This is a genomic window from Clostridia bacterium (assembly GCA_017620395.1).
Classification (GTDB): Bacteria; Bacillota; Clostridia; order Oscillospirales; family RGIG8002; genus RGIG8002.
Map to the genome: position 1 here is coordinate 26420 of JAFZQJ010000032.1, position 13609 is coordinate 40028.

Genomic DNA, 13609 nt, shown 5'->3' on the forward strand with positions numbered 1-13609 from the left:
AAAACAATGGACGTTAAAGAAATCGAAAAAGCGATATCCTCGATAACCGGCAGCAGCACGAAGCTCGACGCCTTCAAGAAGGACCCCGTCGCCGCGGTAAAAAGCGTTGTCGGCGCAGTGCCGAAGGACGTTATCGACAAGATCGTCGACGGCGTCAAGGCGAAGATCGCCTCCGACAAGGTCTCCGGCGCTATCGACGCGGTCAAGGGACTGTTTTAAGTATCAGGTTATTAAAAAAGCACGCCTCGCGGCGTGCTTTTTTAATAACCTTTTTTATATTCTGCGCAGCTTCATCATGCCGTCGCCGAAGGGCAGCAGGCCGTTTTCGTCGAACGCCAGCTCGTCCCACGGGGACTGCTCTTCGCCGAAAAGCTCGCGGTGTTCGCCGGTGTTGTAGTAATACCTGCCGTCGACCGCCTTCCACTCCTTTTCGCCGCCGGCGGTGAACATACCGTCCTTGTAACCGGAGATCTCGCCCGCCTCGAGCGCGGCTTTTATCTTCTCCTCGAAGACTCCGGCGGGCAGCTTCATCCACTGCACGACCTTGTGATCCGCGGTGAACTCGACGCGGCCGCCGAAGACGCCGAGCGCTTCGCTCGCCTCGTCCTCATCCGCGCCGCGCGCTTTGAGGTCCGCCTCGACCGCTTCCCTGCCGAAAAGCCCGAAGTCGCCGCCGACCATAGTCATCGCCTCGGCGATCTCGTAGACGCCGACGATGCCGTCAAGCGCCCTGTCCGCTTCACTCGGCTCGATATCGCCGACGTCCTTCGGCTCGGTCACGACGCCGTCGGCGGTCTTTTTCAGCGCGACGGCGAGGAAGCCGAGCCCGAAAACGAGGTTGTCGCCCTGCTGCGAAAGCGTCTCCGCGCTCTTGCGGAAATCGCCCTCGGGGATATCCATAAACGCGCCGAGCGTGTAGTGATAATCACCCCAACCCGTCTGCTCCCACGTTCCGCGCTCCTCTTTGCCGGAGCCGGAATCGCGCATAACGACGGTGTGATCCTCGAAAAATTCGTAGGTCAGCGCGGTGAAATCCCTGCCGTCGTCGCTTTTGAACTCGGACGCGGGGATATGCGCTAGGTCGTTCGAGAACGCGTTGACTATGTAGTCCGGCCGCCACGTTCCGACGATGAATTTCAATCCTCTGCGGAGGTCCTGCTCGTCGAGCGTCATAATGTGTTCCGCCTTTCTTTTTTTATAATCAGTTTGCTATCTTGAAATGCGCGCCGGGGCTGTCCGCCGTCAGCGGCAGGAAGGTGTAGCCGTGCTCGAGCCCCCACTGGATTATCTTCTCGACCGCGTTGACGCTGAAGCCCTTTATGTCGTGCTGGAGCACGATGGAATACTTGCGCCCCTTGATGCCGTTGACGACGTTTTTGTAGACCTGCTCGGTGCTTGTCGTGCCGCCCGCGTCGCCGCTGGAAACGTTCCAGTCGAAGTATTTGTAGCCCTTCTCCTGCACCGCCTCGGCGAGCCGCGTCATTATGCCTGTGCAGTAGTGGCGGCTGACCGTGTTCGAGCTGCCGCCCGGGAAGCGCAGCAGAGTCGCGTATGAGCCGGTCTTTTCTTTTATTATCTCGTTCATCGCGTTGAAGTCCTTGAAATAGGCCTCTTCGCTCGCGTATATATCCTTATATTCGTGCGTCAGACTGTGGACGGCGACGGTGTGTCCCTCCGCCGCTTCGCGCGCGATAAGGTCGACGCGCCCCGTCTTGACGACGAAGAAGGTCGCCTTGACGTTGTATTTTTTCAGCACGTCGAGCAGTTTTTCGGTATATTTGCTCGGTCCGTCGTCGAAGGTCAGATAGATGACCTTTCCCGCGCCGTCGACCTCCGGCGAATCGTCGTCGCCGGGGACGGTGCCGTCCTTGCCGCGTATGATCACGGTGCGCTTAACGGTGGTTTCGTTGCCGTAGGAATCCCTGACGGTATAGCGCAGGTTGTAAAGCCCGGGGTTTTCGTTATCCACAGCGCCCTTGACCTCGACCTTGTCGGTCAGGTCTCCGTCGAGGTTATCCGCCGCGGTGTAGCCCGGCTCCTCGAACTTTCCCTCGCCGACGGTGAAGGTCACGCTCTTCTCGCCCTTCAGCGTTATCTCTGGCGGGACGGGGTCGTCGAAGGGTATCTCGCGCGTCGCGGTCGCGACGTTTCCGGCGGCGTCGGCGACGGTGTAGGTCGCAACGCTGCCCTCTATCGTGCGGACAACCTGCGCTGTGAGGTCTCCGTCGACCGCGTCGGAGGCGGAATAGCCCGCGTCGTCATACTCCGTGCCGGGCAGGACGTATTCGCGCTCCTCCGGCACGAGCGTTATGACCGGCGGCGTGGTATCCACGACGCTGACGACGCAGCGGCGTGTCTGCGAGCCGAGGAAGTATGAAACGCTCCACGTCACCTCGTATTCGCCCGGCTTCGTGAAATCGACCTCGCCTTCGCGCTCGACCTCGAGCGCGCGGCCGTCTTTGTCGAAGATATTTCCGCGCAGCTCGGCGGTGACGTCCGGCAGCTCGAATCCGCTGCCGCATTCGACGGTCAGCGTTTCTTCCTCCGGCAGTCCGGTGAACTCGACCTGTCTGTTATTCGCCAGATGCAGCGTCAGCGCCGCCGCCGCGATAAGAACGGCCGCGATCGCCGCGATAAGCGCCGCCTTCCGCGATCGCGGATTCCATTTTGACGGTTTGAAAAGCTTAAATCTCGTACTCATTCATCCATCCCCGCCGTTTCGACCTTCGCGGAGAAGCATACGGCTCCGTCGCGGACGAAGGCGAAAAAGCCCTGCCCGTCGGTAAGGACGGAGAACTCCGCTTCCGGCGGAAGCTCTTTGCTGTAATTCATTTCAAGCGCGGCTATGCGCTCGCCCTTCGGCAGATAGTCCGTAAGGATATCGACGTAGCGGGTGTTGTTCAGATGCCCGTACTGGTCGATATAGTGCGGGTAAACGACGCGCCTGCCGAGCTCGGTCATATTCTCCGGCGGCGTCAGCTTCGCCGGCGCGGGCGCGGTGACGGTGAACGCCTCGACCCGCGGCAGGTAGCTGTCGTCGTGACGCCCGGGACGGATGATGCGCTTCTTTTCGCTGTCCACCAGCGTCCAGTAGGAGTGCGCGTCGGCGAGCAGCTCTCCGCGCGCGTCCCGCAGCGCGTAGTAACGGACGAAGAAAAGCCCGTCGTAGCGCGGGGCGCAGGTCAGCGCGGTAACGACCTCCTCGTATTTCGGCAGGCGGTAAAACCGCACGTTGTTGCGGACGATAACGAGCATCTCGTGAAGCTCGTTCATAACGTAAAAACCGTGGTTCGCGCGCTCCATATGCTCCATACCGGTCTGCTGGAACTGCCGCAGGATATCGGTCTCGCGCATACGCTCGCCGACGGTTATCATATTGCTGTCCACGCGGAACTCGCGCGACACCATTGAGAGATCCATAATTGAGTTATCCTTTCGGGCGAAAACGCCGCCGTCGCCGGCGGCGTAAGCCGTGTTTCGGTATCAGCCGTTTATCTGCGCTTCGACGAGGGATTCGCCGCAGTACTTCTCGCGCAGGCGCGGCTTCTCGATCTTGCCGGTCGGGTTGCGCGGGACCTTGTCGAAAATCACCTTGCGCGGACGCTTGTAGCGCGGGAGCTCCGCGCAGAAGGCGTTTATCTCCTCCTCGTCGGCGGTCTCGCCCGGCTTCAGCTCGATTATCGCCGCGGCGATCTCGCCGAGGCGCTTGTCGGGAAGCCCGATGACCGCGACGTCCTTAATCTTGTTGTTGGCGCGCAGGAAGTCCTCGATCTGAACGGGATAGAGGTTCTCGCCGCCGGTGATGATGACGTCCTTCTTGCGGTCGACGAGGAAGATGAAGCCGTCCTCGTCCTCGCGCGCCATATCGCCGGTGAAGAGCCAGCCGTCGCGCAGGACCGCGTTCGTGGCGTCCTCGTCCTTGTAATAGCAGGTCATGACGCCGTCGCCCTTAACGCAGAGCTCGCCGACGTCGCCCTGTTTGACGGGCTCGCCGTGTTCGTCGACTATCTTTATCTGCCAGCCGTAGCCCGCCTTGCCGATCGCGCCGACCTTGTGGATGTTCTCCACGCCGAGGTGTACGCAGCCGGGGCCGATGGACTCCGAGAGGCCGTAGTTGGTGTCGTATTCATGATTCGGGAAGACCTTCTTCCAGCGGCGGATGAGGCTCGGCGGAACGGGCTGCGCTCCGATGTGCATGAGCCGCCACTGCGAAAGCTCGTATTTGCTCAGGTCGATCTCGCCGCGGTCGATCGCGTCGAGGATGTCCTGCGCCCACGGCACGAGCAGCCAGACGATCGTCGCCTTCTCGTCGCTGACAGCCTTGATGATCCATTCCGGCTTTATGCCGCGCAGGAGCACCGCCTTGCTGCCGGAGTAGAGGCTGCCGAACCAGTGCATCTTCGCGCCCGTGTGGTAAAGCGGCGGGATGCAGAGGAAGCAGTCGCCGCGCTGCTGGCCGTGGTGGTTCTGCTCGACCTTCGCGGAGTGTGTCAGCGAAGCGTGCTTGTGCAGTATCGCCTTCGGGAAGCCGGTGGTGCCGCTTGAGAAGTATATCGCGGCGAAATCATCGTCCGTCAGCTTCACGTCCGGCTTCGCCGCCGGCATATCCTTGACCAGATGCGAATACGGCTCCGCGAAGCCGGGGCATCCGTCGCCGACGAAGATGAAGTCCTTTATGCGCGGGATGTGCTCGCAGATGCTCTCCAGACGGCCGATGAACTCGCTGCCGAAAACGATGGCGTCGCAGTCGGCGAGCTCAACGCAGTATTTAATCTCGTCCGCGGTGTAGCGGAAATTCAGCGGCACGGCGATGCTCCCCGCCTTGAGTATGCCGAAGTAGACGGGCAGCCATTCGAGGCAGTTCATCAGCAGGATGGCGATCTTCGCGCCCTGCAGACCGCGCTCGATGATGAGGTTGGCGAAGCGGTTGGCGTGTTCGTCGAACTCGCGCCATGTCATCTCGCGGCGGTAGCTCTCGGCGGTCGGGTTCTCTACCAGCTCGTATTCGCGCCAAGTGACGCGCTTTTCGCGCAGCTCCGGGTTTATCTCGACGAGCGCGACCTCGTCGCCGTAGAGCGCGGCGTTTCTTTCAAGCAGTTCGGTAATGGGCATTTTTATCAAACCTTTCGGCGGACGGAGAGTCCGCGTATTTTTATAATTGCGAAAGCGCGTCGGAAACGACGCTTTCGAGTTCGGAGTAAGTTTCCACGAGGCTGCCGCGGCGGCGAAGCTCAGCGGCGCCGCGCATTCCGCGCAGGTACCAGCCCGCGTGGGTGCGCGCCTGACGCAGCGCGAGGAACTCGCCCTTCTGCTCAACGGCGAGCCGCGTCTGGCGCAGAAAAAGCTCCAACCGCTCGGCGTCCGACGCGGGCGCTCCGCCCGCGATCTCACGGAATATCAGCGGATTGCCGAGCGCTCCGCGCGCGACCATTACGGCGGCGCAGCCGGTGCGCGCGAACATTTCCGCGCAGTCGGCGGCGGAGTTCACCCCGCCGTTGCCGACGACGAATACGCCGTCTTCGGCGGCGCATGCCGCTATCGTTTCAAAATCGACCGGCGCGGAGTAGCCGCCCGCGCGGGTGCGTCCGTGGACGGCGACGGCGGCGACGCCGCATTCGCGCGCCATGCGGACGTATTCGGGAGCGACTACGTGTTCGCCGTCCCAGCCGGTGCGTATCTTTACGCTGACGGGCAGCGGCGACGCTTTGACCGCCGCTTCCATTATCCTGCCCGCGAGGGCCGGATCGCGCAGCAGCGCGGAGCCGTCTCCGCCTCCGGTGACCTTCGGCACGGGGCAGCCCATATTCAGATCGATGAAGTCGGGCGCGTATTCGGCGGCGCGTTTCACGCCCTCCGCGATTATCTCCGGCTCTGAGCCGAAAAGCTGTATGCCGCAGGGACGCTCGGCGTCCCTTATGAACATCAGTCCGGCGGTGCTTTTGTCCCCGTAGTGCAGCGCCTTCGCGGAGACCATCTCCGTCACGGCGCAGGCGGCGCCCGATTCGGCGCAGACGGTGCGGAAGGCGGAATCGCCCACCCCCGCCATCGGCGCGAGCACGGCCCTGCCGCGCAGGGACTCAAAGCTGAACACGGTTATTTACCGAGCACCAGCGCCTCGCATTCGCGGGCGATGGCGAGCTCTTCGTTGGTGGGTATGATGAAGGTGCGGACGGTCGCGCCCTCGGCGGAAATATCTATCTCCCTGCCGCGGACGGCGTTCTTCTCCGGGTCAATCTTTATGCCGAGGAACTCGAGCCCCTCGCAGACTCCGGCGCGGCAGGAAGCGTCGTTCTCGCCGATGCCGGCGGTGAAGACGACGGCGTCGATACCGCCCATCGCGGCGGCGTAGGCGCCTATGTACTTCTTGACCTGGTATCTGAACTCGTCAAGCACGAGGCGGGCGCGGTCGTTGCCGTCCTCGACGGCGGAGTGCAGGTCGCGCGAGTCGCTGGAAACGCCGGAAAGCCCGAGGAAGCCGGACTCCTTGTTGCAGAGGCGGACCATATCGGCGGGAGACTTGTTCTCCTTCTCCATTACTCTGAATATCGCCATCGGGTCGATGTCGCCGGTGCGGGTGCCCATGATGACGCCGCCGAGCGGAGTGAAGCTCATGGAGGTGTCGACGGACTTGCCGCCGTCGACCGCGGTTATCGAGGAGCCGTTGCCGAGGTGGCAGGTGACTATCTTCAGCTCGGAAATATCACGTCCCATCAGCTCGGCGCAGCGGCCGGCGACGTACTTGTGGCTCGTGCCGTGCGCGCCGTAGCGGCGGATGGCGTACTTCTCGTAGTATTCGTAGGGCAGGCCCAGCATGTAGGCGTAGTCGGGCATCGTCTGGTGGAAGGAGGTGTCGAACACCGCGACCATCGGCTTGTCGCCGAAGCACTTGCGGCACGCCCACATTCCCTGCGCGGCGGCGTAGTTGTGAAGCGGCGCGATCTCGCCGAGGTCGTAGATGCGCTGGATCTTCTCGTCGTCGAGGATGACGGGCTTCGGGAAAACCTCCGCGCCCTGAACGACGCGGTGCGCGATCGCGTCGATCTCACCGGGGTCGGAGATGACGCCGTATTCGCTGCCGGTAAGCAGCTCGATGACGGCTTCCATCGCCTGCTCGTGATTCGCCATCACTCTGTCGGCTTCGTAAACTCTGCCGTCGGAGGCGGTGTGCTTGAGGTGTCCGCCGATGCCGATGCGTTCGCAGAGGCCCTTAGCGGAGACGCTGCCGTCCTCCATGTTGATAAGCTGATATTTCAGGGATGAGCTGCCGGTGTTGACTACCAGAATAAGCATTTTATCTTTCTCCTGTTCATTTTTCCGCTTTCGCGAAATTTTTTTCATACTTTACTATTGTAACTCAAATTGAAATAGTTTACAATAGTAAAAGATAAAAAAACTGCGCCGAAACCGGCGATTTTTCGGGAGACGCCAATGATAACGGGAATCATAGCGGAATACGATCCTTTCCACAAGGGGCACGCGTTCCTCGCCGCGAAGGCGCGGGAGGCGGGAGCCGGCTGCGTCGCCGCCGTCATGAGCGGCAACGTCACGCAGCGGGGCGAGTTCGCCTGCTTCGGCAAGCGCGAACGCGTCCGCGCCGCGCTGGAATGCGGGATAGACCTCTGCATCGAGCTGCCCGCGCCGTGGGCGTGCGCCTCCGCCGCGGACTTCGCGCGGGGCGGCGTTTCGCTGCTGCGCGCGTGCGGCGCGGACACGCTGCTTTTCGGCAGCGAAAGCGGCGACGCGGACGCGCTCAAACGCGCCGCCGAAGCGGTGCGCCGCGCCGACGGCGAGGCCGTCAGGAGCGCGGTAAGGCGCGGGCTGACCTACCCCGACGCGCTCGCGGAGAGCGTCGGCGGTGAGGCCGCTTCCCTGCTCGCAGGGCCGAACAACCTGCTCGGGATCGAATATATCAACGCCGCCGCGGAGCTCGCGCCGGATATGAGTATAACCACCGTCAGGCGCGCCGGCGCCGGACACGGCGAAGGAGAAAACGGCTGCTTCGCTTCCGCCGGCTTCATACGCGGAAAAGCGCGCGAGGGAAAGGACTTCGCCCGCCTGCTCCCCGACGGCTGCGCGGAGATCTTCGCCGACTCGCCGGTCTCCGACCCCGCCGCCGCCGACCGCACGCTGCTGCACCTGCTTCGCGGAATGAGCGCGGAGGATATCGCCGAGATCGACGGCGTGACCGAGGGGCTGGAAAACCGCGTAGTGAAAGCCGCCGCCGGGGCGGAACGCTTCGCCGACGTCGCGGCGCTGGTCAAGTCCAAGCGCTACACGCTGGCGCGTATACGCCGCCTACTGCTGCGCTGTCTGATCGGGATAAAGCGCGGGACGCTCCCGCCGCTGCCGCCCTACGTCCGCGTGCTCGGGCTGAACGGGCGCGGCGCGCAGGCGCTGAACGCGATAAAGAAGACCGTTCCGCTGCTGACGAAGCCCGCGGACTTCGATAAGCTCGACGCCGACGGGCGGACGGTTTTCGCGTATGAGCTGAAAGCCGCGGATCTCTACGCGCTGACGCTCCCGCCCGCCCCCGCCGGCGCGGAGATGCGCTACACGCCCGTGGTGGTGAAATAGCGTTCGCGAAGCGAACTCTTAACTGACGCGAAGCGTCATCAAAGTTCAAAACTCATAACTAAAAGAAACCCCCGCCCTTTCGGACGGGGGTTCAGTTTAGAGTTTAGAGCTATAATCGCCCTTCGGGCGAGTTATGAGTTTGTGCGCGTGAGGTGTGGGATCCCTCGCTTCGCTCGGGATGACAGGCGCCGCCGCGCGGCTACACCTCATCCGTCAGCGCCAAAGGCGCTGCCACCTTCCCCTCAAGGGGAAGGCTTGTTACGCTTCTGCGTAACTGCGCGCCTTACAGCGCTACGTTCTCGATGACGAGCACGCCGTCGTAGCCGACGGTGCCGACGTAGTTGACGGGCTCGCCGTCGATGAAGAACCAGACGCTCACGGTCTGGCCCGCGAGCTTCGCGCCGACGTAGGACGTGACGGTGACGGCGCCGTTATAGGCCTCGTCCGCCGCTTCGCCGCCGATCGTGAAGACGATGGTCTTCAGCAGCACGAGCCTGGTCATTCCGCTGTCGTCCTTCTTGGAGGCGCGGAGCAGCGCGAGGTACGCGCTCTGCGAATAGGCTATGTCGGTCAGCTCGATCTCGACGTTCTGCGCGAACTCGGCGTCGAAGGTCAGGCCGCTCGCGGTATCCTCGATCGACTGCGGCTCGAAGGGCGCGGGATCGACGACGACGGCGAGGCGGGTCGTGAAGCCCTCGTACAGATCGGCGTAGATGCCGGTCGGGGTGAAGGTCAGCTCGAAGGAGCTGCCGCTCTGCGCGGAGGTCGGCTGCGCGGCGGGAGTTGCCCACGCCCAGACGCCTTCGATATCGCCGGTGTCGCCGCCGGTCAGGGTCGCTTCCGCGAGAGTCTGCGGATACGTGACGTGAGCGGCGGTCGGGAGCGTATAGTTTTTGATAACGCCCTTGCCGATAAGGCCGGTGAAGTCGCTCGTGACGGCGTCGTTCGCCTCGGCGCTGTAAAGTTCCGCGCGGACGGACTTGCCGATCTCGGCGGCGGTCAGCGTGTAGGTCTCGCCGGTGCCGAGCAGGTCGCCGTCTTCGTTATACCATCTGACGACCGCGTCGGTGATGAAGGCCGGGACGTCGATCGCGGCGGCGGTCAGCGTTTCGCCGTACTTCTCGACGCCGCTGATCGTGATCTGCGTGTTGGCGTCGAAGACGAAGAGCGCCTTGTAATCCGCTTCCGCGCCGAGCAGCGTCGTGTAGTTGGTGACGAGCGTCTGCTGCTCGGGAGTCAGAGCGTTGTAGCCCGCTCTCGCGGCGTCGATCTTCGCCTTCTGATCGGCGAGGACTTCGGTCACGGGACCGATGGCGTCGATCGCCGCGATGACCGCGTCGAGCGCCTCGTCGTGAGCGACGACCACGGTAACAAGCACCGCGTCGGTGTCGTTATGGTTCGCGTCGCCCGCGACCTTGTACCAGACGTAATAGGTATCGGGGTCGGTCGCCTCGGGGATGGAATCGCCGAAGGTTCCGGGCGCCGCGGCGGTGCCGAGCGCGTACTGCATCGTGCCGCCGACGGCTTCGCCGGTGACGGCCAGGAGCGCGTGGGCGGTTCCGTCGAAGGTCCATTCGATCGCGGTGACGGTCGCGGCGGAGGAGGCCGCCTTGCCGACGGAAACGGTCACGTTGACGTGCTCGACGACGTTGTAGTTATCGGTATCGTTCGGGGTGAACTTCGCCTTGAAGACGTTGCTGCCGGCGTTGCCGACGGGGGTCGTCAGGTCGGCTTCCCAGGTCCAGCCGTCGGGCAGCGAAACGCTGCTGAGCGCGTCGCCGTAGGTAGCGGTCAGACCTGTAGGCGCAGTGTATGTCGGGTCAGCCTTTGCTACCGTGAACTTCCAGCTTGAATCATACAGAACAGCAGAAGCTGCGTAGTAGTTGTCGCCTTCGTTTACCGTAATTCCAACATAGTAGGTGCCAGCGTTTTTCGCATAATCAACCTCGTTTGTGCGTGCTGCATCGCTGTAATACCTCACTGTCGCGTCGCCCATGCCGTCAACGCCGTCCTGAGGAATAACAGTAGCCATTTTGTTATTTCCGTTATAATTCAGATTATCCGGTTCGCTGAAAATAAAGTCATTGGCGGTCGGGTTTGCCTTCGCGATCGTGTATACAACGTAAGCGGTCGCGTTTTGAATCTTGATCTCCGCCCAGTAGGTGCCCGCGCCGGCGGGCGAGGGGAGCGGCAGGCCGTCCTTCAGAATTTCCATGCCGTCTATCTTGGTATTGTAATACTGAATGGCATTCTCGGAAACCGAAAGACCGGTGGCGGCGTTGAACGCGTCAACTCCCTCAAGCGTCGCGCTCGCGCTCTCGGCGCCGCCGTAGGTGGTCAGCGCGGGAGCATGGATGACTATGAACGCGCCGTTGGAATGATATTCACAGCCATTGTGTGAGCACGTGGCGATGATAGTTTCGTTCAATCCCGCATAGCTGAAGTCGTGTCCCGTCGCGGGCGACGTTTCAACGTTTGGTTTTGTCTGCGTGGTAAATCCGTCTTTGGTGAAGGTCGCCGTATAGGTCGCGAGTTCCGCAGTCGTGCAGGTCGCCGCAGCGGTTACCTGGCTTGTGGTGTCAACGGTCTCGGAAACTTGTTTTCCGCAGATTACGCAGCTGTGCGACGCCGTCACCGTGCTGTTGTCACCGCTCCAGGTGTAAGTCGCTTCGCCCCACGTATGGTTCTGATGATCCGATTCCGCGTTGCATCTGCTGCAGTGCCTCCAATGTTCGGTTTCGTTGGAGCTGTACGGCACGTTTTCGTAGTTGTGTCCGAGCGCCGGTCCCGTTTGAACGCCGGATTTTACTTGCTGGACAAATCCGTCTTTGGTGAAGTTCGCAGTATAGGTCGTGCGTTCCGGCTCCGTGCAGTTCGCCCCGCTTACCGAGGCGGTGGTGTTAACGGTCTCGGAAACTTGTTTTCCGCACTGTGTGCAGCCGTGCGACGCCGTCACCGTGCTGTTGTTATCACCCCAAACGTAGAGCGCGCTGCCCCACGTATGGTTCTGTTTCTCCGAATCCTCGCTGCATCTGGCGCAAACTTTCCAATGCTGGGTATCGTCGGAGCTGTACGCCACGTTTTCGTAGTTGTGTCCGAGAGCCTGGATGACCCAACTGTTTTCCGCGATCTCGGTCTCGCCGTTCTCGTCGGAGAAATACTTGTTGCAGTCCTGGCAGTACCAGTAAGCGCTGTTGCCCGCGATCGTGCAGCCCGCATCCTCCGCAGCGTGAGGAGTCAGACTGTGCACGTGGGCGGGCGCGGCGGCTTTCGAGCAGACGTATACGACATCGCTACCGGAGTTATAATAATCCTTTATTACAGCAAGGTCAGCGTCAAAATCCGATTGAATAGTGAGTTTGAATACGTCTTTGTCCGTACACTCATCCGTAAAGAAAGCTATCATGCGAGCACTGCCGCTGACGATATAAACGATGTCAATATACTTTGAAGGGGCAACGCCGTTGGTGACGGCGTCCCAGTTGTCGTAAACCCACGCCTTCGCCTCATCAAAGGTGCATTCGCCGATGCTGTCGGCAGCGACCTGATCCCCGTCCGTTACAATTGTGAAGCTGACGGCCGGCGCGGCGGCTTTCGAGCAGATGTATACGACATCGGCACCGTAGTTATAATAATTCTTTATTGCAGCAAGGTCAGCGTTTGAATCCGATTGAATATCGGCTTGGAATACGTCTTTGTTCGTACAATCAGCCGTAGAGAAACCTATCAAGCGAGCACTGCCGTTGACGATATAAAGGATGTCAATATACTTTGTAGAGTCAACGCCGTTGGTGACGGCGTCCCAGTTGTCGTAAACCCACGCCTTCGCCTCATCAAAGGTGCATTCGCCGATGTTGTCAGCGGCGATCTGGTCCGCGTTCGTTACAATTGTGAAGGTAACGGCCGGCGCGGCGGTCGGTGTGCAGAGCCAAACGTCGTCGGAATAATTATAGCACAGCGTCAAATCATCAATACCGACTGCCGTCGCCGCAGACGCCGGCTTGGTCTCAAACTCATCTTTCCCGAGCTCCGGGTAGAAATTGAAAGCTTTTAAGTCGGCCCCGTCATAGTATGCAAACCAAAAGCTTGCGGCCGTAGTGCTCGCAACGGTGTTCCAGTTCGCGAGGGCCCACGCTTTCGCGTCGTCAAAGGTGCAGGCGCCGATGTTGTCGGCCGTGATATCGCTCGCGTCGGTCACCTTCGTGAAGGAAACGGTGGAAGTCGCGGGCGCGGCAGCGGGTGTGCAAATGAAAACAGAGTGACCGTCAGCAAACCAACCTTGTAAGTCACTGATTGAGGTCGTATCAGTAAGATTATCGAAATACTGCAGAAAACTTTGTTCATCTATACCTTGATACACGTGCACATAATACAATTCGCCGGTGTTTGAATAGAAAGCGATCTCTGCATGAAAAGAGTTCTCGAGTAAATCACCCCAGTTTGCAAGCGCCCATGCCTTCGCTTCATCAGCTGTGCATGTGCCGATGTTTTCAGCGGTAATCTGGCTTGCGTCGGTTACCTTTGTGAAGGAAACAGTGTCCGCGCTCGCTATCAGGCCTATGCCCGGCATGAGCGACAGGAGCATCGCGACGCTGAGCAGGACGCTCAGCAGTTTTTTCCAACTTTTGTTTATCATAATTCTACCTCCCTGCCTCGCGGCAGTTAAAATTCGTCTTTACGACGGTTTTTTGACGTGATTATGCCTTTTTGACTTTTAGGTCATAAACAGATAATTTATTGTATCACGCCCTTTGCAAAAACGCAAGAGCGAATGAGGGGTTTTTTTGGGATTTTTACATATTTTATTATCGGGAGGAGGGCGGCGGCGAGGTGCCGGCGCAAACTCTTAACTCGCGCGAAGCGCGATCATAACTCTAAACTCTAAACTCTAAACTCTGAACTCTAAACTCAAAAACCCCGTCCGGATCGGACGGGGTTTTCTTTGAGTTATGAGTTTAGAACTATGATGACGCCTGCGGCGTCAGTTATGAGTTCGCTTCGCGAACGTTGGCCGCGATCACCGCCGCGGCACAGC

Annotated in this window: 9 protein-coding genes; 2 read left to right on the top strand and 7 right to left on the bottom strand. The window is 60.6% G+C overall.

Annotated elements, in window-relative coordinates:
* Window positions 1–6 precede the first annotated feature (6 nt).
* A complete protein-coding gene (locus J5441_07205; GenBank protein ID MBO4934932.1) occupies window positions 7–219 on the top strand; it encodes a hypothetical protein in 213 nt (70 codons plus the stop codon).
* A gap of 54 nt (window positions 220–273) precedes the next feature.
* On the opposite strand, the gene J5441_07210 is transcribed toward J5441_07205, so the two are convergent.
* From J5441_07210 to J5441_07235, 6 genes are all read right to left on the bottom strand, one after another.
* Window positions 274–1173, bottom strand: coding sequence for a hypothetical protein (locus tag J5441_07210; GenBank protein ID MBO4934933.1), 900 nt, complete (start codon window positions 1171–1173; stop codon window positions 274–276).
* Window positions 1174–1201: 28 nt separating this feature from the next.
* On the bottom strand, window positions 1202–2701 hold the full coding sequence (locus J5441_07215) for a polysaccharide deacetylase family protein (protein ID MBO4934934.1): 1500 nt from the start codon (window positions 2699–2701) through the stop codon (window positions 1202–1204).
* On the bottom strand, window positions 2698–3420 hold the full coding sequence (locus tag J5441_07220; protein ID MBO4934935.1) for a hypothetical protein: 723 nt from the start codon (window positions 3418–3420) through the stop codon (window positions 2698–2700). The genes J5441_07215 and J5441_07220 overlap by 4 nt, the downstream gene beginning before the upstream one ends.
* 63 nt (window positions 3421–3483) lie before the next feature.
* The gene (locus J5441_07225; GenBank protein ID MBO4934936.1) at window positions 3484–5112 is read right to left on the bottom strand and encodes an acyl--CoA ligase; all 1629 of its coding nucleotides are present in this window, start codon (window positions 5110–5112) and stop codon (window positions 3484–3486) included.
* Between the two features lie 40 nt (window positions 5113–5152).
* Window positions 5153–6046 (bottom strand): tRNA-dihydrouridine synthase, encoded by an 894-nt coding sequence (locus J5441_07230; GenBank protein MBO4934937.1) that lies wholly within the window; start codon window positions 6044–6046, stop codon window positions 5153–5155.
* A 47-nt stretch (window positions 6047–6093) separates the two neighbouring features.
* The gene (locus tag J5441_07235) at window positions 6094–7290 is read right to left on the bottom strand and encodes an acetate kinase (GenBank protein MBO4934938.1); all 1197 of its coding nucleotides are present in this window, start codon (window positions 7288–7290) and stop codon (window positions 6094–6096) included.
* Between the two features lie 138 nt (window positions 7291–7428).
* Between J5441_07235 and J5441_07240 the strand changes: the two genes are divergently transcribed.
* On the top strand, window positions 7429–8574 hold the full coding sequence (locus J5441_07240; GenBank protein MBO4934939.1) for a nucleotidyltransferase family protein: 1146 nt from the start codon (window positions 7429–7431) through the stop codon (window positions 8572–8574).
* 283 nt (window positions 8575–8857) lie between these two features.
* Here J5441_07240 and J5441_07245 read toward each other — a convergent pair whose 3' ends face one another.
* Entirely contained in the window at window positions 8858–13210 is a 4353-nt protein-coding gene (locus J5441_07245) for a hypothetical protein (protein MBO4934940.1), read from the bottom strand.
* Window positions 13211–13609 lie beyond the last annotated feature (399 nt).

Bases quoted from the DNA above. Each gene is read 5' to 3' on its own strand.
- J5441_07205 (MBO4934932.1), top strand. From the start codon at position 7: ATGGACGTTAAAGAAATCGAAAAAGCGATATCCTCGATAACCGGCAGC.
- J5441_07210 (MBO4934933.1), bottom strand. From the start codon at position 1,173: ATGACGCTCGACGAGCAGGACCTCCGCAGAGGATTGAAATTCATCGTC.
- J5441_07215 (MBO4934934.1), bottom strand. From the start codon at position 2,701: ATGAGTACGAGATTTAAGCTTTTCAAACCGTCAAAATGGAATCCGCGA.
- J5441_07220 (MBO4934935.1), bottom strand. From the start codon at position 3,420: ATGGATCTCTCAATGGTGTCGCGCGAGTTCCGCGTGGACAGCAATATG.
- J5441_07225 (MBO4934936.1), bottom strand. From the start codon at position 5,112: ATGCCCATTACCGAACTGCTTGAAAGAAACGCCGCGCTCTACGGCGAC.
- J5441_07230 (MBO4934937.1), bottom strand. From the start codon at position 6,046: ATGGCGGGGGTGGGCGATTCCGCCTTCCGCACCGTCTGCGCCGAATCG.
- J5441_07235 (MBO4934938.1), bottom strand. From the start codon at position 7,290: ATGCTTATTCTGGTAGTCAACACCGGCAGCTCATCCCTGAAATATCAG.
- J5441_07240 (MBO4934939.1), top strand. From the start codon at position 7,429: ATGATAACGGGAATCATAGCGGAATACGATCCTTTCCACAAGGGGCAC.
- J5441_07245 (MBO4934940.1), bottom strand. From the start codon at position 13,210: ATGATAAACAAAAGTTGGAAAAAACTGCTGAGCGTCCTGCTCAGCGTC.